This window comes from Kitasatospora sp. NPDC058243 (assembly GCF_042882025.1).
GTDB lineage: Bacteria > Actinomycetota > Actinomycetes > Streptomycetales > Streptomycetaceae > Kitasatospora.
In genome coordinates this window covers 1-19,953 of sequence record NZ_JBHVWW010000088.1, presented here as the reverse complement: position 1 = coordinate 19,953, position 19,953 = coordinate 1, and the positions used below count along the sequence as shown (strand labels likewise).

Genomic DNA, 19,953 nt, shown 5'->3' with positions numbered 1-19,953 from the left:
TGCTCCGTGGCGGGGGCGCAGGGGGGCGCTGGGTACGGCGCGCAGTTCCAGCCTGCGCCCCGCGCGGGAGCCGGGCAAAGGCGCGCCCCCGGGCGGGCGGCCGCCGCGGGGCTGCGGGAGACTGGGCGCATGCCGGAGCTGCCCGAGGTCGAGGCGCTGAGCGACTTCCTGTCCGAGCGGCTGACCGGGCGCGTCATCGCCCGGGTGCAGCCGGTCGCGATCAGCGCGCTGAAGACGTACGACCCGCCGGTCACCGCGCTGGAGGGGCGGACCGTCGGCCCGGTGACCCGGCACGGCAAGTTCCTCGACATCGAGGCCGGCGGGCTGCACCTGGTGGTCCACCTGGCCCGGGCCGGCTGGCTGCGTTGGAAGGACGGCCTGCCCGCCGAACCGCCGCGCCCGAGCCCGAGGAACCCGCTGGCGCTGCGGCTGCGCCTGGCCGGGGAGGCCGGCGACGGCTTCGACCTGACCGAGGCGGGGACGAAGAAGGGCCTCGCGGTCTACGTGGTGAAGGACCCGGCCGAGGTGCCCGGGGTGGCCCGGCTCGGCCCCGACCCGCTGGACCCGGCGTTCACCCTGGCGGACTTCGCCGCCCTGTTGAGCGGCGACCGGCGCCGGCTCAAGGGCGTGCTGCGGGACCAGGGCGTGCTGGCCGGGGTGGGCAACGCCTACTCGGACGAGGTGCTGCACGCGGCCCGGATGTCCCCGTACAAGCCGGCGTCCAGCCTGACCGAGGAGGAGACGGCGCGGCTCTACGAGGCGCTCGGCGCCACGCTGCGCGGCGCGGTGGAGCGCTCGCGGGGGCTGGCGGCGGGGGAGCTCAAGGCGGAGAAGAAGTTGGGGCTGCGGGTGCACGGCCGGACCGGCCTGCCCTGCCCGGTCTGCGGGGACACCGTGCGCGAGGTGTCCTTCGCGGACTCCTCGCTGCAGTACTGCCCGACCTGCCAGACCGGGGGGAAGCCGCTGGCGGACCGGCGGCTGTCGCGGCTGCTGAAGTGAGGGCGCGGGTGGGGCGGGGCTGCTGGGGTGAGGGCGCGGGTGGGGCGGGCCTGGTGCGGCCCGCCCCGCCCGGGGTGGGTTCCTGTGGGGCTCCGGTGGGAGCGGGCCCGGCGCGGGTTCAGCGCTTGACGGCGACGCCGCCCCAGTAGTACGCGGCCTTCGGGTCGGCCGGCGGCTCGCCGTCCGGGCGCCAGGCGAGGACGGGGGAGAGGCCCGGCTCGACCAGGTCCCAGCCGTCGAAGAAGCGCAGGACGTCGTCGTGGGTGCGCGGGACGAGGGTCATGCCGCCGGCCCGGGCGGCCTCGGTGACCTTGCCGACCGCCTCCGGGTCGAAGTCCTGGGTGGGGGTGGTGAGGGCGATGCAGCTGCCGGCGGGCAGGGCGTCGCGCAGGGCGGCGACCCGGCCCCACGGGTCGTCCTCGTCGGCGATGAGCATCAGCACGGCGATCATCAGCAGGCCGACCGGCTGGGTGAGGTCCAGCGTGGCGGTGAGCGCCGGGTCGGTGAACAGTTCCTCGGGCTTGCGCAGGTCGGCGTGGATGTAGGTGGTCCGGCTGGCCGGGCTGGACACCATCAGGGCGCGGGCGTGGGCGAGCACGATCGGGTCGTTGTCGACGTAGACCACCCGGGTGCCGGGGCTGACCGCCTCGGCGATCTCATGGGTGTTGGGCGACGTGGGGATGCCGGTGCCGAGGTCGAGGAACTGGCGGATGCCGTGTTCCCGGGCGAGGTGGCGGACGGCCCGGCCCTGGAAGGCGCGGTTCGCCTTGGCCATCTGCTTGACGCTCGGCACGGCCTCCTCGATGGCCTGCCCCATGGCGCGGTCCGGCGGGAAGTTGGTCTTGCCGCCCAGCCAGTAGTCGTACACGCGCGCCGAGTGGGGGGCGGTGGTGTCGACGCCGAACCGTTCCCACTGGCTCAGCTCGGCGGGGTCGTCGTCGGGCCGGCCCTGGTCCGGGATGTCCTGACTTGTCGTCATGGCCACGTCCTCTGATGGCAGATCATCACACTGGGGAAGGCACAGCGTAGCGGTCGGGAGGGGAGGCCGGGCGTCCGGTCGGGGAAGTCGCGGGGAAGCCGGGGGCGGGCGGGGTGCGCTTGCGCCGTCGGAGTGGTGATCGGGCCCGTCTGAGGCGCCATCGGGGAGCGGCGGCGGCACACGGGGGAAGCATTCAGAATGCTGTCAGATCATCAGATTTACTCACAAACGCCCAAGCGAACGCCCTCGCGGCGACTGCTGCTGGTCGCGGCCGGGATGTCCCTGCTCGGGGCGGCCGGCTGCGGGAGCCCCTGGAGCGGCGCGGACGACGCCGGGGCAGGCGCTACGGCCAGGCCGCCGGGCGCCGTGCCGGAGGCCGCCGGGCCGGCCCAGGGGGGGGGGGGAGGGCGGGAGGGGGACATCCCCTGGGGAGGGGGGCCCCCCGCCCCACTGCCGTGTGGGGGAGGGGTGGGGGTCAGGGCTGCTGGTCCTCGGGGAGGCTGATCACCCAGCGGGTGTCCTGGCGGGGGCGCAGGTAGAACAGCCAGTAGAGGGTGGCGGCGGCGGTGATGCCGCCGGTCCACAGCAGGGGTTCGGTGTCCAGCTGGGTCATCACGTAGACGAGGACGGCGATCAGCACCACCGGGACGGCCGGCCACAGCGGCATCCGCCAGGCGGCGGCGTGCTTGTGGTGGGCGCGGCGGGAGAGCAGCGCGGCGATCGCGACCAGCAGGTACATCCCGGTGACGGCGACGCCGGTGATGTTGCTGAGCAGCGCGCCCTTGACGAAGCAGAGCGCGGCGCCGGGCAGGCCGACGGCCAGGGTGGCGACCCAAGGGGAGCCGAACCGGCCGAGGGTGCCGAAGGCCTTGTTGACCGGCTCGGGCCAGGCCTTGTCGCGGGCGGAGGCGAACAGGACCCGGGAGTTCTGGATGACCATGACGATGCCGGCGTTGATGATCGCCAGCGCGACGCAGAGGCTGATGAAGGTGCCGACCGCGGAGTTGCTCCAGGCGGTGACCATGCCGGAGATGTCGCCGGAGCTCAGGGTCTGCAGGTCGGGGGCGCCCATGGTGATGGCGACGACCGGGACCAGGATGACGGCGGAGGAGATGCCGAGCGTCCACAGCACGGTGCGCGAGACGTTGCGGCGGGGGTTCTCCAGCTCCTCGGACAGGTAGACGGCGGTGGAGAAGCCCTGGGTGATGAACAGGGCGATGCCGAGCGCGCCGACGATGGCGCCGATGCTCACCGTGGTGGTGGCGCCGCCGTCCCCGGTGACCACGCCGTGCAGCAGGCTGGGGGCGTCGCCGTTGGCGTGGGAGAACCCGAGCACCGAGACGACGCCGGCCGCGATGACCTCCAGGACCAGGAAGACGCCGGTGATCCAGGCGTTGGCGCGCAGGTCGAGCAGGCCGGCCAGGGTGGCGGCGAGCATCACGGCGGCGCCGGTCATGGCCTTGTCGAGGTGCAGCACGGGGGCGAGGTAGTCGGCGGTGCCGAGGGCGATGACCGAGGGGACGATCATCACCACGATCAGCGAGAGCACGAAGACCAGCCAGCCGGCCAGCCGCCCGGCGAGGGTGCCGACCATCGCGTACTCGCCGCCGGCGCTGGGGATCAGGGTGCCGAGCTCGGAGTAACAGAACGCGACGGCGACGCACAGCACGGTGCCGATGGCGATGGCCAGGGCGGTGGCGCTGCCGATGCTGGAGAACAGCTCCGGGACGATCACGAAGAGCGTGGAGGCCGGGGTGACGCAGGACAGTGTGAGCAGGGTGCCGCCCACCACGCCGATCGAGCGCTTGAGTTGCTGGGGCGCGGCGGCGGTGTCGGCCGTCGCGGGGGTCGCGGCGCGTGGCGGGCGAAGCGTGTCGGTCATGTGGCTTCCGATCGGCTCTGTTCGGTCCTGTGGGTGGGAGCGGTATCGCCTCCGCTGGCTGTCTGCTCGGGTTCTGGTGGGGTCGCTCCTGGGTCGCAATGGAACCTGGGCGTATTGATTGCGTCAATGGCCGAAATGCTTCGGAATCCGTTGCGCGGAAGGGTATGGACATGCGATCCGATGATCACGTACGGTCATTGCGAGCTTTGCCCGACTTGTTACCTCTGCCACATTGCAACTGAATCCAAGGTGAACAGAGTGTTGCAAGCCGCCTTTCAAAGGTGTCCGTGGAGTCGGACGGCGATACGCCCAGGCGCCCCTTTGCGCGGCCGCAACCCCCGGACGGGGTGCGGGAACCGCAGCCCCGCCCCGGAAAGATCTAGGTAACGTTTCGACACCTGGGACGCGGAAGGGGCCGGGCTCCCGCGAGCCCGACCCCTCGATCACTGTCCGTAGCCGCCGGCGCGGTGCGCCGGCGCCTTCACACCAGCGGCAGCCAGCCCGTCTGGACCATCTGCCCACCGGTCGCCCGGCGCGACACGTACACCCCGCGCCCCGGCGGCAGCGGCATCGGCTTGACCGTCCCCAGCAGCGCGCCCTCGTCCCGGTTGCCGGAGAGGATCACGCCCTGCCCGCCCAGCTCGCGCATCCGCTGCAGCACCGGCTCGTACAGCGAGCGGCCGGCGCCGCCCGCGCTGCGGGCCACGATCACCCGCAGGCCGATGTCCCGGGCGAACGGCAGGAACTCCGCCAGCGGCGCCAGCGGGTTGCCCGAGCTCGTCGCGACCAGCTCGTAGTCGTCCACGACCACGAACATGTCCTTGCCGCTGTACCAGCTGCGGTTGCGCAGCTGCTCGGCGGTGACGTCCGGGCCGGGCAGGCGGCGCGCGCAGGCCCCGCGCAGCATGTCCACGATGGCCGCCATGGCCGGCTGCGCGGCCGCGTACTCCACCAGGTACTCCGGCGGCACGGTGCCCAGCAGCGCGCGCCGGTAGTCGCCGACCACGATGCCCGCCTGGTCCGGGGTGTACCGCTCGGTGATCTGCTTGATCAGCATCCGCAGCAGCGCCGACTTCCCCGACTCGGTGTCGCCGAAGACGATGAACAGCGGGTCGGTCTCGAAGTTCACGAAGGCCGGTGCCAGCTCGGCCTCGTCCACGCCGAAGGCGATCCCGCGCTCCGGGCGCTCGGATCCCTTCGGCAGCGAGTTCCCGTCCAGGACGGCCGGCAGCATCCGCACCTGCGGCGCGCGCGGGCCGCTCCAGGCCCCGTCGACGGCGGCGACCAGGCCGGCCACCCCGTGCTGGAGGTCGTCCACCGCGCAGGAGCCGTCCAGCCGCGGCAGGCCGGACAGGAAGTGCAGCCGCTCCGGGGTGATGCCGCGCCCGGCCAGCGACGGGACGTTCTGCGCCACCCGGCGGTCCACCTCGGACTCCATCGGGTCGCCGAGCTTCAGCTCGGTCCGGTTCTGCAGCAGGTCCTTCAGCGCCGGGCGCACCTCGGCGTACCGGGCCGCGGTGATGACCAGGTGGACGCCGTAGCCGAGGCCGCGCTGGGCGATGTCGCCGATCACCGCCTCCAGCACCTCGAACTCCTGCTTGAAGGTGTTCCAGCCGTCGATCACCAGGAACACGTCGCCGAACGCCTCGTCCGGCAGCTGCCCGGCCGCCCGGCGGGCCCGGTAGGTGCCGATGGTGTCGATCCCGGCGGCCCGGAACAGCTCCTCGCGCCGGTTCAGCACCCCGTGCACCTCGGAGACCATCCGGCGCACCTTGTCGACGTCCAGGCGCCCGGCCACCCCGCCGACGTGCGGCAGCCCGGCCAGCGACTGGAAGCTGCCCGCGCCGAAGTCCAGCAGGTAGAACTGCACCTCCCGCGGGGTGTGGGTGAGCGCGAACGAGGCCACCGTGGTGCGCACCACCGTCGACTTGCCCGAGCGCGGGCCGCCCACGACCAGGCCGTGGCCGGCCGCCCCCGCGTAGTCGACCTCCAGGACGTCGGTCTTCTGCTCGCGCGGCTTGTCCACGATGCCGATCGGCACCCGCAGCCGGCCCGCCGGGAAGCCGGGCGCGGTCAGCCCGCGCTCCGGCACCACCTGGAGCGGCGGCAGTAGGTGGTCCATGCTCGGCGCCTCCTCCAGCGGCGGCAGCCACACCTGGTGCGCGGCCGGGCCCTGGCCCGTCATCCGCTGCACGAACACGTCCAGCACGGTGTCGACCAGCGCGTCGTCCTGCTCCGGGGCGAGCGGCGCCTCCTCCTCCAGCGCCGGCTCCGGCGGCTCCACCCGGGCCGCGGTGAACAGCACCGGGCGGGCGTTCACCCGCCGCCCGCCGGTCGACCGCTGCTGCCCCGGCGCCCGGTAGGGCCCCGAGACGTACGCGGCCTTGAACCGGTCCATCACGTCCTCGCCGAACTTGAGGTACCCGACGCCCGGCACCGGCGGCAGGTGGTAGGCGTCCGGCACCCCGATCGCCGCCCGCGACTCGGCCGCCGAGAAGGTGCGCAGACCGATCCGGTAGGAGAGGTAGGTGTCCAGGCCGCGCAGCTTGCCCTCCTCCAGACGCTGCGAGGCCAGCAGCAGGTGCACCCCCAGCGACCGGCCGATCCGGCCGATCTGGATGAACATCTCGATGAAGTCCGGCTTGGCGGTGAGCAGTTCGGAGAACTCGTCGATGATCAGCACCAGCGAGGGCAGCGGGTCCAGCGCCGCGCCGGCCGCCCGGGCCCGCTCGTACTCGTGGATGTTGGCGTAGTTGCCCGCCGAGCGCAGCAGCTCCTGGCGGCGGTGCAGTTCACCCTCGATCGCGTCGCGCATGCGGTCGACCAGGGTGAGTTCGCCCTCCAGGTTGGTGATCACCGCGGAGGTGTGCGGCATGTCCGCCATGCCGGAGAAGGTCGCGCCGCCCTTGAAGTCGGCGAGGACGAAGTTCAGGATCTCCGAGGAGTGCGTCATCGCCAGCGCCAGCACCAGGGTGCGCAGCAGCTCCGACTTGCCGGAGCCGGTCGCGCCCACGCACAGGCCGTGCGGGCCCATGCCCTCCAGGGCGGCCTCCTTGATGTCCAGGTAGACGTGCTCGCCGTTCGCGCCGACCCCGATCGGCACCCGCATCCGCTCGTGCTGGGCGCGCGGACGCCAGCTGCGCGTCACGTCGAAGGAGCCCGGGTCGCCCGAGTTCATCAGGTCGGTGAAGTCCAGGTTCGACAGCAGCGGCTCGTCGTCCCCGCCGGCCGAGAGCCGGTACGGCGCCAACTGCCGTGCCAGCGCCTCGCACTGCCAGACCGAGAGCAGGTCCGGCGTGCCGGTGTACGTCGCCCCGGAGGCCGAGCGCAGCACCAGCTCCTGCGGGCTCACCGTCACCATCAGGTGCCCGCTCGGCTCGTCCAGGTCGCCCGGCACCACCTCGATGACGGTCACCCCCTGCACGCCCTCGGGGCTCGCCAGCAGCGAGTTCGGCGGCACCCCGGCGCCGTCCATCACCACCACCAGGTGCGGTTGGTCCGGCGCGGGCGCCGCGTCCCGCACGAACCGCTGGCGGCCGGCCAGCTCGTCCTGCAACAGGAACTCCAGCTCGCCCAGGTCGGTGGCGATCAGCCGGCGCGAGCCCGCGCCGTCGGCCTCCTTGCGGTGCTGGTTGTGCGGGAGCCACTTGGTCCACTCCCACTCCTCCGCCGCGCCCGGCGCCGCGGCCACCGCGACCAGCAGGTCGTCCGGCGAGTGCAGGGTGGTCAACTGGGCGATCATCGCGCGCACGTTGCCGTACACCGAGTCCGCGTCCCCGCACACCGTGACGTGGTAGAAGGCGCGCAGCGACACCGCCAGCGGCAGGTCCTGCAAGGTGCCGTGGGCCTTAAGGAAGGAGTGCATCGCGGCCGCCGACAGCGGCTCCAGCTCGTCCATCGGCGCGGTCTGCGGCGCCACCAGCGGCGTCGACAGCTGCACCGGGCCCAGGCCCACCCGGATCTGCGCGAAGTCGCCGTCCCCGGTGCGGCGCTCCCACAGCCGCCGGCCGTCCGCCACGATCGACCACAGCTGGTCCGGCGCCGGGTTCAGGAACAGCAGTGCGCCGCGCTGGCGCTCCGCCGTGCGGCGCACCTGGCGGCGCATCTGCTGCAGGTACTTGAGGTAGTCGCGCCGCTCGTCCGCCATCGCGGTCGAACCGCCCCTGCGGGCCCGCATGATCTGCGCCAGCACCATGCCGACCGTCGAGGCGACCATCAGACCGCCCATGATCTTCATCGGGGCCGCCGCGCCCGGCGCGAAGAAGAACACCGCCGAGCCGCCCATGCCGAGCATCGGAAGGATGCTCATCAGCCAGTCCTCGCCGCCCTGCCGGGGCAGTTCGGGCGGGGTCACCAGCTCCACCGGCTCGTCCGGCACCGCCGGCGGATAGGCCCTGCCCGGGCGCTTGACCGTGATCACACCCATGTGTCATCCACCCCGCGGCGTCGATCGATCACTTCGGCATCAGCCCTCACGCAACTGGACTCGTACGGCTCGTACGGCTCGTACGGGATTCACCAGGGCGAGGACGCACCACACGGCGCCGCCCCCCGTACCGCGCGCAGGGGCCGATCCTAACGGTCGCCCCCGCACCGCCCGCCAGGCCCGCGTCCGCACCCCCCGCCGGGGGCCCGGCCCGCACCGGGGCCGGGCACGAACCGAGCGGGTAGGGTAACGCCGCGCCAACTCGCGGCCCGGTCGGGCCGGTTCCACTGCCACACCGAGCGCCGCCGTGCCGCGGCACCGTCAACAAGGGGGAGCGCCCAGTGCGTCGAAGGACCGAGGTGCGGCGATGAGCAACGCCGCCGCGACCGGCTACTGCCGGGTCACCGTCGTCGCCCCGGACCGCCGGATCGACGTCGCCCTGCCCGAGGACGTCCCGCTCGCGGACGTCTACCCCGAGGTGCTGCGCCTGGCCAACCAGAGCCGGCCCGACGGCGCTCCCACCGGCTTCCACCTGGTGCGCCGCGACGGCACCGTCCTCGACAGCGGCCTGCCGCTCGCCGCCCAGCAGGTCCGCGACGGCGACCTGCTCGCGCTGCGCCCCTTCGCCGAGTCCCTCCCGCCGGCCGTCTACGACGACGTCGCCGACGCGATCGCCAGCGCCGTCGAGACCGACCGCCGGCTCTGGAGCGCCGAACTCATGCGGGCCTTCGGCCTGATCGGCGCCGCACTGCTGCTCGTCCTGCTCGGCTTCGCGCTCTGGTTCGCCGACCTGCGCCACGACATGCACGGCCTGCCCGGCGTCCTGGCCGGCGTCACCGCCGTCGTCCTCACCGCGCTGGCCGGCGTCCGCGCCCGGGTCTACCAGGACGCCCACGCCGCGCTCGCGCTCGGCCTCGGCGCCCTGCCGCACGCCATGATCGGCGGCAGCGGCGTCCTCGCCGTCGCCCACCCGTGGGACGGCCCCGGCCGGCTCCAGTTCCTGGCCGGCTGCGTCGCCGCCCTGGTGGTCGCCGTGCTGCTGGTCGGACTGCTCCCCGAGAAGGACGCGGTGTTCGTCGCCGCCGCCCTGGTCGCGGCCGCCGGGGCGCTCGCCACCTTCGCCGCCGTCCTGCTGCCGGACACCCCCGCCGGGCACATCGCCGCCGTCACCGGCATCACCGCCGTCGCGGCCGTCGGCTTCCTGCCCGGCCTCTCCGCCCGCTTCGCCCGGCTGCCCGTCGGCTTCAGCGCCCCGGGCCAGACCCGCACCCGCAGCCGCGACCACGACGAGGAGGCCGAGCGCGCCGAGGCCGTCCAGTACGAGCGGATCGCCCACCAGGCCCGCCGCGGCCACGAGGTCCTGGTCGGCCTGGTCGGCGGCTGCGCCGCGGTCGTGGTCGGCTCCTGCGCCGTCCTCGGCTTCACCGACCGGACGTTCCCCGAGCTGCTCGCGCTCGCCCTGGGCCTGGCCACGATGCTGCGCGCCCGGCTGTTCCGCTACACCGCGCAGGTCTTCAGCCTCACCATCGCCGGGCTGCTCGGCCTGGCCCTGCTGATCATCGGCCTGTCCCTGCACACCCCGCAGTTCATCCTGCGCGCCGCCAGCTCCACCGAGGTCGACCTGCGCACCGTCTGGCTGGCGGCCTCCATCGCGTTCGGCGCGGCGCTGCTCGCCGCGATCGCGCTGGTGGTGCCCCGGCTCGGCGTCTCCCCGTTCTGGGGGCGCATCCTGGACCTGGTCGACAGCCTGACCCTGATCTCCCTCGTCCCGCTGGCGCTCGCCGTCCTGGACGTCTACCGGCTGGTCCGCGGCGCCACCAGCTGACCGGCCCGGCCCGCGCCGCCCGCCCCGTTCAGCCCGTCCGGCCCGCCGACCGGCCGGGTGGGCGGCACTGGTACCCTTGGCCTTCGAGCGCAGCCGTGTGTCCGCCTCCGGTGGGTCGCAGACCGCCGGCCGCGCTCCGTCACGACACCGAGTCCTCATCAGTCCTGTGTTGTCGACCAGGACCGCTCGGTACACCCTGAAGGAGTTGCAGTGGCTCTCGCCTCTGACGTCAAGAAGCAGATCTTCGCCGAGTTCGGCCAGAAGGAGGGCGACACCGGTTCCCCCGAGGTCCAGGTGGCCATGCTCTCCCGTCGCATCGCGGACCTGACCGAGCACCTCAAGACCCACAAGCACGACCACCACTCGCGTCGTGGCCTGCTGATCCTGGTCGGCCAGCGCCGCCGCCTGCTGCAGTACCTGGCCAAGAAGGACATCGAGCGCTTCCGTACGCTCGTCGACCGCCTGGGCATCCGCCGCGGTGCCGCCGGTGGCGCCCGCTAAGACCGCCGCTCGGGGCGGCTCCCCACACCGGGGAGCCGCCCCTCGCGCGTATGCCGCGGACACCCCGAGCCGCGGCGCCCGGACATAACAACTCGCGCGTACCTCCCCAGGTGGCCGAGGATTGCACCGTAGGGTTGTGGGCATGCCCGGTGATGGCGCACCAGCGCGCCACCCGGGCAGACGAACCCGAACCCCCCGCGGGCCGAAGGCTTCAAACGGAAGCCGCCCGCATCCGAGAGAGCGTCCAGACGCGGACCGCCCGTCCCGGCCCGGCAGCCGTGAGGCGCCGGTCCTCGGTAGTGGCCCCCGGAAGCCCCGCAGACCGAGCGGAGCACCCCGGAGGCTTCGATCGAAGACCGGCCCGACTGCCGTCCTCCTTGCCAGGAGGGCCAGGGCCAGCCGGCAGGCAGCGCGGGGACGCTCTCCCGGAGACGTACGAAAGAGGAGATCTTCCAGGTGGAAGAGAACGTGTTCTACGCCGAGGCCGTGATCGACAACGGTTCCTTCGGCACCCGTACCATCCGCTTCGAGACCGGCCGTCTGGCCCGTCAGGCCGCCGGCTCCGCCGTGGCCTACCTGGACGACGACACCATGGTGCTGTCGGCCACCAGCGCGTCCAAGCAGCCGAAGGAGCACTTCGACTTCTTCCCGCTGACCGTGGACGTCGAGGAGCGCATGTACGCCGCGGGCCGCATCCCCGGCTCGTTCTTCCGTCGTGAGGGCCGGCCCTCCGAGGACGCGATCCTCACCTGCCGCCTGATCGACCGCCCGCTGCGCCCGTCCTTCGTCAAGGGCCTGCGCAACGAGGTCCAGGTCGTCTGCACCGTCATGGCGCTCAACCCCGACCACCTGTACGACGTGGTGGCCATCAACGCCGCCTCCGCGTCCACCCAGCTGGCGGGCCTGCCGTTCTCCGGCCCGATCGGCGGCGTCCGCGTCGCGCTGATCAACGGCCAGTGGGTGGCCTTCCCGACCCACAGCGAGCTGGAGTCGGCCGTCTTCGACATGGTCGTCGCCGGTCGCGTCCTGCCGGACGGCGACGTCGCGATCATGATGGTCGAGGCCGAGGCCACCGACAAGACCATCAAGCTGGTCGAGGGCGGCGCCGAGGCGCCGACCGAGGACGTCGTCGCCGCCGGTCTGGACGCCGCCAAGCCGTTCATCAAGGTGCTGTGCGCCGCCCAGTCGCAGCTCGCCGCCCAGGCCGCCAAGCCGACCGGCGTGTTCCCGGTCTTCCTGGACTACCAGGACGACGTCCTCGCCGCGCTGACCGCCGCCGTCAAGGACGAGCTCGCCCAGGCCCTCACCATCCCGGGCAAGCAGGAGCGCAACAACGAGCTGGACCGCGTCAAGGCGCTGGCCGCCGAGAAGCTGCTCCCCGAGTTCGAGGGTCGCGAGAAGGAGATCAGCGCCGCCTACAACGCGCTGACCAAGAAGGTCGTCCGCGAGCGCGTCATCAAGGACAAGGTCCGCATCGACGGCCGCGGTGTCACCGACATCCGCACGCTGGCCGCCGAGGTCGAGGCCATCCCGCGCGTGCACGGCTCGGCCCTGTTCGAGCGTGGCGAGACCCAGATCCTGGGCGTCACCACCCTCAACATGCTGCGCATGGAGCAGCAGCTGGACACGCTCTCCCCGGAGACGCGTCGCCGCTACATGCACAACTACAACTTCCCGCCGTACTCGGTCGGCGAGACCGGCCGCGTGGGTGCGCCCAAGCGCCGCGAGATCGGCCACGGCGCGCTGGCGGAGCGGGCGATCATCCCCGTGCTGCCCTCGCGTGAGGACTTCCCGTACGCCATCCGCCAGGTCTCCGAGGCGCTGAGCTCCAACGGCTCCACCTCGATGGGCTCGGTCTGCGCCTCCACCATGTCGCTGCTGAACGCCGGTGTGCCGCTGAAGGCCGCCGTCGCCGGTATCGCCATGGGCCTGATCTCCCAGGAGATCGACGGTGAGACCCACTACGTCGCGCTGACCGACATCCTCGGTGCCGAGGACGCGTACGGCGACATGGACTTCAAGGTCGCCGGTACCCGCAACTTCATCACCGCCCTGCAGCTGGACACCAAGCTCAACGGCATCCCGGCGTCGGTGCTGGCCGCCGCGCTGAAGCAGGCCAAGGACGCGCGTCTGCACATCCTCGACGTGATGAACGAGGCCATCGACACGCCGGACGAGATGTCCCCGAACGCCCCGCGGATCATCACCATCAAGATCCCGGTGGACAAGATCGGTGAGGTCATCGGCCCCAAGGGCAAGATGATCAACCAGATCCAGGAGGACACCGGCGCCGAGATCACGATCGAGGACGACGGCACCATCTACATCGGTGCCGCCGACGGACCGGCCGCCGAGGCCGCCCGCACCACGATCAACCAGATCGCCAACCCGACCATGCCGGAGGTCGGCGAGCGCTACCTGGGCACCGTGGTGAAGACCACGACGTTCGGCGCGTTCGTCTCGCTCATGCCGGGCAAGGACGGCCTGCTGCACATCTCGCAGATCCGCAAGCTGGCCGGCGGCAAGCGCGTCGAGAACGTCGAGGACGTCCTCGGTGTCGGCGCCAAGGTGCAGGTCGAGATCGCCGAGATCGACCCGCGCGGCAAGCTCTCCCTCATCCCCGTCGTCGAGGGCGAGGAAGCCGGCGAGACCGCTTCCGAGTGAAGCGCCGCTAGCTGATCCTTGCGGCCCGTACGCCTCCCGGCGTGCGGGCCGCACCCTGTTGCCCCCGCGTTCGTCCAAGCGTTCCCACGCGTGTTTCCTCTGGAGGTACCCCCCGTGGCTCAGGCCCCGGCGGCGAAGCAGCGCCCCGGCTCCACCCGGACCCTGCTCAAGGGCGCCGACGGCGCCGGCACGGTGCGCCGCACCGTCCTCCCCGGCGGCCTTCGGGTCGTCACCGAGACCCTGCCGACGGTGCGCTCCGCCACCTTCGGCATCTGGGTCGGCGTCGGCTCGCGGGACGAGACCCCGCAGCTCAACGGCGCCACCCACTACCTGGAGCACCTGCTCTTCAAGGGCACCGCGCGGCGCAGCGCGCTGGACATCTCGGCTGCCCTGGACGCGGTCGGCGGTGAGATGAACGCCTTCACCGCGAAGGAGAACACCTGCTACTACGCCCGGGTCCTGGACACCGACCTGCCGCTGGCCATCGACGTGGTCTGCGACATGGTCACCGGCTCGCTGATCCGCTCCGAGGACGTCGACGCCGAGCGCGGCGTCATCCTCGAGGAGATGGCGATGGCCGAGGACGACCCGGGCGACGTGGTGCACGACCTGTTCGCCAAGGTGATCTTCGGCAGCGGCCCGCTCGGCCGCCCCATCCTGGGCACCCAGGAGACCATCAAGGTGCTCACCCGGGAGCAGATCGCCGGCTTCTACCGCCGCCGCTACCGGCCCGAGAACCTGGTCGTCTCGGCCGCCGGCAACCTCGACCACCACACGGTGGTCAGGCAGGTCGAGCAGGCCTTCGCGGCGGTGCTGGCCCGCTCCGACGCGGCCCCCGCCGAGGCCCGCCGCGGTGTCAAGGCGCTGCGCACGGCCGGCCGGGTCGAGGTGCTCAACCGCTCCACCGAGCAGGCCCACCTGGTGCTGGGCGTGCCCGGGGTGCCGCGGCACGACGAGCGCCGCTGGGCGATGGGCGTGCTCAACGCGGCCCTCGGCGGCGGGATGAGCTCCCGGCTGTTCCAGGAGGTCCGGGAGAAGCGCGGCCTGGCGTACTCGGTGTACTCGTACTCCTCGTCCTACGCGGACAGCGGCCTGTTCGGCATCTACGCCGGCTGCCAGCCCAAGCGGGTCGAGGAGGTGCTGCGGATCTGCCGCGCGGAGCTGGCCAAGGTGGTCGCCGAGGGCATCACCGAGGAGGAGCTGCGGCGCGCGATCGGCCAGATCTCCGGCTCCACCGTGCTGGGCATGGAGGACACCGGCTCGCTGATGAACCGGATCGGCAAGGCCGAGCTGAGCTACGGGCACCACCTGTCGGTGGACGAGATGCTGGCGCGGATCGCGGCCGTGACCCTGGACGACGTCCACGCGGTGGCCCGTGATGTGCTGGGCGCGTACCGGCCGTCGCTGGCGCTGATCGGACCGGTCAACGACAAGCGGGCCGCCAAGCTCGCCGATCTGCTGGTGTGAGAGGACATTTCGCTATGACGCTGCGTGTCGCCGTGATCGGTGCCAACGGCCGGATCGGCTCCGAGGCGGTCAAGGCCGTCGAGGCCGCGCCGGACCTCGAACTGGTGGCCACCCTGGGCCGCGGGTCCGAGCCGGCGGAGCTGACCGAGGCCGGCGTCCAGGTCGCCGTCGAACTCACCCACCCGGACTCGGCGATGGGCAACCTCGACTACTGCCTGCACCACGGCATCCACGTGGTCACCGGGACCACCGGCTGGACGGACGAGCGGCTGGCCACCGTCCGCGGCTGGCTCGACCAGGCCCCCGAGCTGGGCCTGCTGATCGCGCCGAACTTCTCCATCGGCGCGGTGCTCGGCATGAAGTTCGCCCAGACCGCGGCGAAGTACTTCGAGTCGGTCGAGGTGGTCGAGCTGCACCACGACCGCAAGGCCGACGCCCCCAGCGGCACCGCCACCCGCACCGCGCAGCTGATCGCGGCCGCCCGCGCCGAGGCCGGCCGCCCGCCGCAGCAGGACCCGACCACCCACAGCCTGCCCGGCGCGCGCGGCGCCGACGTGGACGGGGTGCCGGTGCACGCCGTCCGGCTGCGCGGGCTGCTCGCCCACCAGCAGGTGATGTTCGGCGACACCGGTGAGACGCTCACCATCCGGCACGACTCGCTGCACCACAGCAGCTTCATGCCGGGCATCCTGCTCGGCGTGCGCAAGGTCGTGGAGACGCCGGGGCTCACCCTGGGCCTCGAACACTTCCTGGACCTGTGAGCCCGGCATGACGTCCCGTACCGGATTCTTCGTCCTGTCCGGCGTGCTGCTGCTGGTCGCCCTCCTCTGTGTCGGGGAGGGTGTCCAGCTGGTCGCCACCGGCAAGCCGCTCGGCATCGGCATCGGCCTGTGCGCCTTCGTCATCCCGGTGATCGGCGTCTGGTTCCTGCGCCAGACCGTCCGGTTCGGCCGGGCCAGCGAGCAGCTCGCCCGGGAGCTGGAGGCCGAGGGCGGCCTGCCGGTGGACGAGCTCCAGCGCACCACCGGCGGGCGGATCGACCGGGCCTCGGCCGATGCGGTGTTCGCCCGCCGCCAGGCCGAGGCGGAGGCCGCGCCGGCCGACTGGCGGGTCTGGTTCCGCCTCGCGGTGGCGTACGCCGACGCCGGCGACACCCCGCGCGCCCGCAAGACCATGCAGCACGCCATCAAGCTGCACAGCACCGAACCCGCAAGGAGCAACGCGTGAGCGACGAACCGACGGCCCCCAGCTTCCGTAGCGACGTCACGGTCGAGCTGGTCCGCAGCGCGGCCGCCGACTCGGACGTCATCTGGGCGGCCCGCGTCTCGACCGCGGGGGAGCAGTCCCTGGAGGCGGTCCAGCAGGACCCGGAGAAGTCCAAGGGCCTGATCAACTTCCTGATGCGGGACCGGCACGGCACCCCCTTCGAGCACAACTCGATGACCTTCTTCATCAGCGCGCCGATCTTCGTGTTCCGGGAGTTCCACCGGCACCGCAGCGGCTGGTCCTACAACGAGGAGTCCGGCCGCTACCGCGAGCTGCAGCCGGTCTTCTACGTCCCGGCGGAGGAGCGCAAGCTCGTCCAGCAGGGCCGCCCGGGCCGCTACGAGTTCGTCGACGGCACCCCCGAGCAGCACAGGACCACCACCGAGGCGATGGAGGCCGCGTACCGCGAGTCCTACGCGCGCTACCAGGAGATGCTGGCGGCCGGCGTGGCCCGCGAGGTGGCCCGCGCGGTGCTGCCGGTCGGCCTGTTCTCCTCGATGTACGCGACCTGCAACTCCCGTTCGCTGATGCACTTCCTGTCGCTGCGGACCAAGCGGGAGCACTCGGCGGTGCCGTCCTTCCCGCAGCGCGAGATCGAGATGGTCGCCGAGCAGATGGAGCAGGAGTGGGCGCGGCTCATGCCGCTCACCCATGCGGCCTTCGAGAAGCACGGCCGGGTCGCTCCCTGACCTGGGACGATAGGCATATGGGCGGAGTGTCTCGCATGTCTGGATTGCGGCTTTTCTAGCCGCTCCCTACATTCATGAACACGGATTCCGGTGCTGCCCGAACCCCCGAGCGGGCAGCACCGGAATCCCATGTCACCGCCTGTTTCCGCCGCTTCGCACGGTATGCCCCTGTCCGAACACTGGACCGGTGTGGTTACCGCCCCACCGCCTACGAGTAGCTTTGGACGCATGGCTCCGACCTCCACCCCCCAGACGCCGTTCGGCCGGGTCCTGACCGCGATGGTCACCCCGTTCACCGCCGACGGCGGACTCGACCTCGACGGCGCCCAGCGCCTCGCCACACACCTCGTGGACTCCGGCAACGACGGCCTCGTCGTCAACGGCACCACCGGTGAGTCCCCGACCACCAGCGACGCCGAGAAGGCCCAGCTCGTCCGCGCCGTGGTGGAGGCGGTCGGGGATCGCGCCCACGTGGTGGCCGGCGTCGGCACCAACGACACCCACCACAGTGCCGAGCTGGCGCGACAGGCGGAGGCCGCCGGAGCCCACGGCCTGCTGGTCGTCACGCCGTACTACAGCAAGCCCCCGCAGGAGGGCCTGTACCGGCACACCGTGCACATCGCGGACACCACCGGGCTGCCGGTCATGCTCTACGACATCCCGGGCCGCAGCGGCGTCGCGCTGAGCCACGAGACGCTGGTCCGCCTCGGCGAGCACCCGCGGATCGTCGCCAACAAGGACGCCAAGGGCGACCTCGGCGCCGCCGCCTGGGCCATCGCCCGCTCCGACCTCGCCTGGTACTCCGGCGACGACATCCTCAACCTGCCGCTGCTGTCGGTCGGAGCCGCCGGAGTGGTCAGCGTCGTCGGACACGTCGTGGCCGGCGAACTGCGTGCGATGATCGAGGCGTACCTGGCCGGCGATGTGGCCAAGGCCACGGCGATCCACCAGGGCCTGCTCCCGGTGTTCAGCGGTATGTTCCGCACGCAGGGCGTCATCCTCGCCAAGGCCGCGCTGGAGCTCCAGGGACTGCCGGCCGGCCCGCTGCGGCTGCCGCTGGTCGGCGCGACTCCCGAGGAGATCGCACGATTGACGAAGGATCTCGCCGCCGGCGGGGTACACCTGTAACAGACGAAGACGTGCGCGCCCCGGCTCGCCGGACCCTCACGGGCCCGCCGCTGGACCGGACCGACGGCGCGAGAGCACCGACCCAGTAGGAAAAACGACACTGAGTACGCACGCCATATGTCTTCAGGGGGAGGACCCCGGGCATATGGCGTGCGTCGTGAGGAGAGTCTTTTGAGCCACCCGCACCCCGAACTCGGCGCACCCCCGGCCCTGAAGGAGGGCGCCCTCCGCATCACCCCGCTCGGCGGTCTCGGCGAGATCGGCCGCAACATGACGGTCTTCGAATACGGGGGCCGCATCCTGATCGTCGACTGCGGCGTCCTCTTCCCCGAGGACGAGCAGCCCGGCGTGGACCTGATCCTCCCGGACTTCACCTACATCCGGGACCGCCTCGACAAGATCGACGGCATCGTCCTCACCCACGGGCACGAGGACCACATCGGCGCCGTCCCGTTCCTCCTGCGGGAGAACCCGGACATCCCGCTGATCGGCTCCAAGCTGACCCTCGCCCTGATCGAGGCCAAGCTCGCCGAGCACCGCATCCGGCCGTACGTGCTGGAGGTCAAGGAGGGCGAGCGCGAGCGCATCGGCCCCTTCGACTGCGAGTTCATCGCGGTCAACCACTCCATCCCGGACGCCCTGGCGGTCGCCGTCCGCACCCCCGCGGGCATGGTCGTGGCCACCGGCGACTTCAAGATGGACCAGCTGCCGCTCGACGGCCGCCTGACCGACCTGCCGACCTTCGCCAAGCTGGCCGAAGAGGGCATGGACCTGCTGCTGGTGGACTCCACCAACGCCGAGGTCCCCGGCTTCATCCCGCCCGAGCGGGACATCTCGGCCGCGCTGCGGAACGTCTTCGCGAACGCCGACAAGCGCATCATCGTCGCCTCCTTCGCCAGCCACGTGCACCGCATCCAGCAGGTGCTGGACGCCGCGCACGAGTACAAGCGCAAGGTCGCCTTCGTCGGCCGCTCGATGGTCCGCAACATGGGCATCGCCCGCGACCTCGGCTACCTGAAGGTCCCCGGCAACATGGTCGTCGACGTCAAGCAGCTCGACGACCTGCCGGACAAGGACGTCGTGCTGATCTGCACCGGCTCCCAGGGCGAGCCGATGGCGGCGCTGTCCCGGATGGCCAACCGCGACCACCAGATCCGCATCGTCGAGGGCGACACCGTCGTCCTGGCCTCGTCGCTCATCCCGGGCAACGAGAACGCCGTCTACCGGGTGATCAACGGCCTCACCCGCTGGGGCGCCAAGGTCGTGCACAAGGGCAACGCCAAGGTGCACGTCTCCGGCCACGCCTCGGCCGGCGAGCTGCTGTACTTCTTCAACATCTGCAAGCCGCGCAACCTGATGCCGGTCCACGGCGAGTGGCGCCACCTGCGGGCCGCCGCCGACCTGGGCATCGCCACCGGCATTCCGCGCAACCGCGTGGTCATCGCCGAGGACGGCGTCTGCGTCGACCTGGAGAAGGGCGTCGCCCGGATCGTCGGCAAGGTGCAGGCCGGGTACGTCTACGTGGACGGCGCCTCGGTCGGCGACATCACCGAGGCCTCGCTCAAGGACCGCAGGATCCTCGGCGAGGAGGGCTTCATCTCGGTCTTCGTCGCGGTCGACTCGACCAACGGCAAGATCGTGGGCGGCCCGACCTTCCAGGCCCGCGGCTCCGGCATCGACGACAACGCGTTCGTGCCGGTCGCCGCCAAGCTCCAGGAGGCCCTGGACCGCTCGGCGAGCGACGGCGTGCTGGATCCCCGCCAGGTCCAGCAGCTGGTCCGCCGGACCGTCGGCAAGTGGGTGGCGGACAACTACCGCCGCCGGCCGATGATCCTGCCGGTCGTCGTCGAGGTCTGAGCCTCCGGCGGCTGGTTTGACGTGGGGCAGCCCGGTGCGTAATGTTCTCCGGGTTGCCCCACGGGACGGCCCCGCAGGAAGTTTCTCGAATGCGAATTCGAGAATGACCGCGGAAAACGGCCCGAGAAACTCTGATAGAGTTCGGGAGCGCCGAAAGGCGAAAGCCACTCAGGTAAATGAAACTCCGGAAAACGGAGCGGAAAACATCTGATAAGCTTGAAACACGAAAGAACGAAGCGCCCGGAGGGCCCGCTGGAAGGCGGTCCGAAG

13 protein-coding genes are annotated in these 19,953 nt (G+C 71.9%); 10 read left to right on the top strand and 3 right to left on the bottom strand.

Annotated elements, in window-relative coordinates; translation table 11 throughout:
- Positions 1–129: 129 nt before the first annotated feature.
- Positions 130–999, top strand: coding sequence for an Fpg/Nei family DNA glycosylase (locus ACFVX9_RS36090; protein ID WP_380377282.1), 870 nt, complete (start codon positions 130–132; stop codon positions 997–999).
- 118 nt (positions 1,000–1,117) lie between these two features.
- Here ACFVX9_RS36090 and ACFVX9_RS36085 read toward each other — a convergent pair whose 3' ends face one another.
- The 3 genes from ACFVX9_RS36085 to eccCa all read right to left on the bottom strand — a co-directional run bounded on the left by ACFVX9_RS36085 (position 1,118) and on the right by eccCa (position 8,286).
- Complete coding sequence (locus ACFVX9_RS36085) at positions 1,118–1,978, bottom strand: SAM-dependent methyltransferase (protein ID WP_079135406.1); 861 nt, start codon at positions 1,976–1,978, stop codon at positions 1,118–1,120.
- A gap of 475 nt (positions 1,979–2,453) precedes the next feature.
- The gene (locus tag ACFVX9_RS36080; RefSeq protein WP_387986086.1) at positions 2,454–3,860 is read right to left on the bottom strand and encodes an APC family permease; all 1,407 of its coding nucleotides are present in this window, start codon (positions 3,858–3,860) and stop codon (positions 2,454–2,456) included.
- Between the two features lie 481 nt (positions 3,861–4,341).
- Positions 4,342–8,286, bottom strand: a complete 3,945-nt coding sequence (eccCa, locus tag ACFVX9_RS36075; RefSeq protein WP_380492809.1) for a type VII secretion protein EccCa — start codon at positions 8,284–8,286, stop codon at positions 4,342–4,344.
- A gap of 367 nt (positions 8,287–8,653) precedes the next feature.
- On the opposite strand from eccCa, the gene eccD reads away from it, so the two are divergent.
- From eccD to ACFVX9_RS36030, 9 genes are all read left to right on the top strand, one after another.
- Positions 8,654–10,111, top strand: coding sequence for a type VII secretion integral membrane protein EccD (gene eccD / locus ACFVX9_RS36070; protein ID WP_380378414.1), 1,458 nt, complete (start codon positions 8,654–8,656; stop codon positions 10,109–10,111).
- 210 nt (positions 10,112–10,321) lie between these two features.
- On the top strand, positions 10,322–10,612 hold the full coding sequence (gene rpsO / locus ACFVX9_RS36065; RefSeq protein WP_063347607.1) for a 30S ribosomal protein S15: 291 nt from the start codon (positions 10,322–10,324) through the stop codon (positions 10,610–10,612).
- A gap of 456 nt (positions 10,613–11,068) precedes the next feature.
- Positions 11,069–13,276, top strand: coding sequence for a polyribonucleotide nucleotidyltransferase (locus ACFVX9_RS36060; protein WP_063347606.1), 2,208 nt, complete (start codon positions 11,069–11,071; stop codon positions 13,274–13,276).
- Between the two features lie 114 nt (positions 13,277–13,390).
- Positions 13,391–14,743: a M16 family metallopeptidase gene (locus tag ACFVX9_RS36055; RefSeq protein WP_387986081.1), complete on the top strand. Its 1,353-nt coding sequence runs from the start codon at positions 13,391–13,393 to the stop codon at positions 14,741–14,743.
- 14 nt (positions 14,744–14,757) lie between these two features.
- Entirely contained in the window at positions 14,758–15,504 is a 747-nt protein-coding gene (gene dapB, locus ACFVX9_RS36050; protein ID WP_387986078.1) for a 4-hydroxy-tetrahydrodipicolinate reductase, read from the top strand.
- A 7-nt stretch (positions 15,505–15,511) separates the two neighbouring features.
- Positions 15,512–15,970 carry a tetratricopeptide repeat protein gene (locus ACFVX9_RS36045; RefSeq protein WP_063347604.1) on the top strand — a complete coding sequence of 153 codons (459 nt, stop codon included), beginning with the start codon at positions 15,512–15,514 and terminating at the stop codon, positions 15,968–15,970.
- Positions 15,967–16,698: an FAD-dependent thymidylate synthase gene (gene thyX / locus ACFVX9_RS36040; protein WP_063347603.1), complete on the top strand. Its 732-nt coding sequence runs from the start codon at positions 15,967–15,969 to the stop codon at positions 16,696–16,698. The genes ACFVX9_RS36045 and thyX overlap by 4 nt, the downstream gene beginning before the upstream one ends.
- Positions 16,699–16,926: 228 nt before the next feature.
- Positions 16,927–17,826, top strand: coding sequence for a 4-hydroxy-tetrahydrodipicolinate synthase (gene dapA, locus ACFVX9_RS36035; protein ID WP_063347602.1), 900 nt, complete (start codon positions 16,927–16,929; stop codon positions 17,824–17,826).
- Positions 17,827–17,997: 171 nt separating this feature from the next.
- Positions 17,998–19,683 carry a ribonuclease J gene (locus ACFVX9_RS36030; RefSeq protein ID WP_380378420.1) on the top strand — a complete coding sequence of 562 codons (1,686 nt, stop codon included), beginning with the start codon at positions 17,998–18,000 and terminating at the stop codon, positions 19,681–19,683.
- Positions 19,684–19,953 lie beyond the last annotated feature (270 nt).

Bases quoted from the DNA above. Each gene is read 5' to 3' on its own strand.
- ACFVX9_RS36090 (WP_380377282.1), top strand. From the start codon at position 130: ATGCCGGAGCTGCCCGAGGTCGAGGCGCTGAGCGACTTCCTGTCCGAG.
- ACFVX9_RS36085 (WP_079135406.1), bottom strand. From the start codon at position 1,978: ATGACGACAAGTCAGGACATCCCGGACCAGGGCCGGCCCGACGACGAC.
- ACFVX9_RS36080 (WP_387986086.1), bottom strand. From the start codon at position 3,860: ATGACCGACACGCTTCGCCCGCCACGCGCCGCGACCCCCGCGACGGCC.
- eccCa (WP_380492809.1), bottom strand. From the start codon at position 8,286: ATGGGTGTGATCACGGTCAAGCGCCCGGGCAGGGCCTATCCGCCGGCG.
- eccD (WP_380378414.1), top strand. From the start codon at position 8,654: ATGAGCAACGCCGCCGCGACCGGCTACTGCCGGGTCACCGTCGTCGCC.
- dapB (WP_387986078.1), top strand. From the start codon at position 14,758: ATGACGCTGCGTGTCGCCGTGATCGGTGCCAACGGCCGGATCGGCTCC.
- ACFVX9_RS36045 (WP_063347604.1), top strand. From the start codon at position 15,512: ATGACGTCCCGTACCGGATTCTTCGTCCTGTCCGGCGTGCTGCTGCTG.
- dapA (WP_063347602.1), top strand. From the start codon at position 16,927: ATGGCTCCGACCTCCACCCCCCAGACGCCGTTCGGCCGGGTCCTGACC.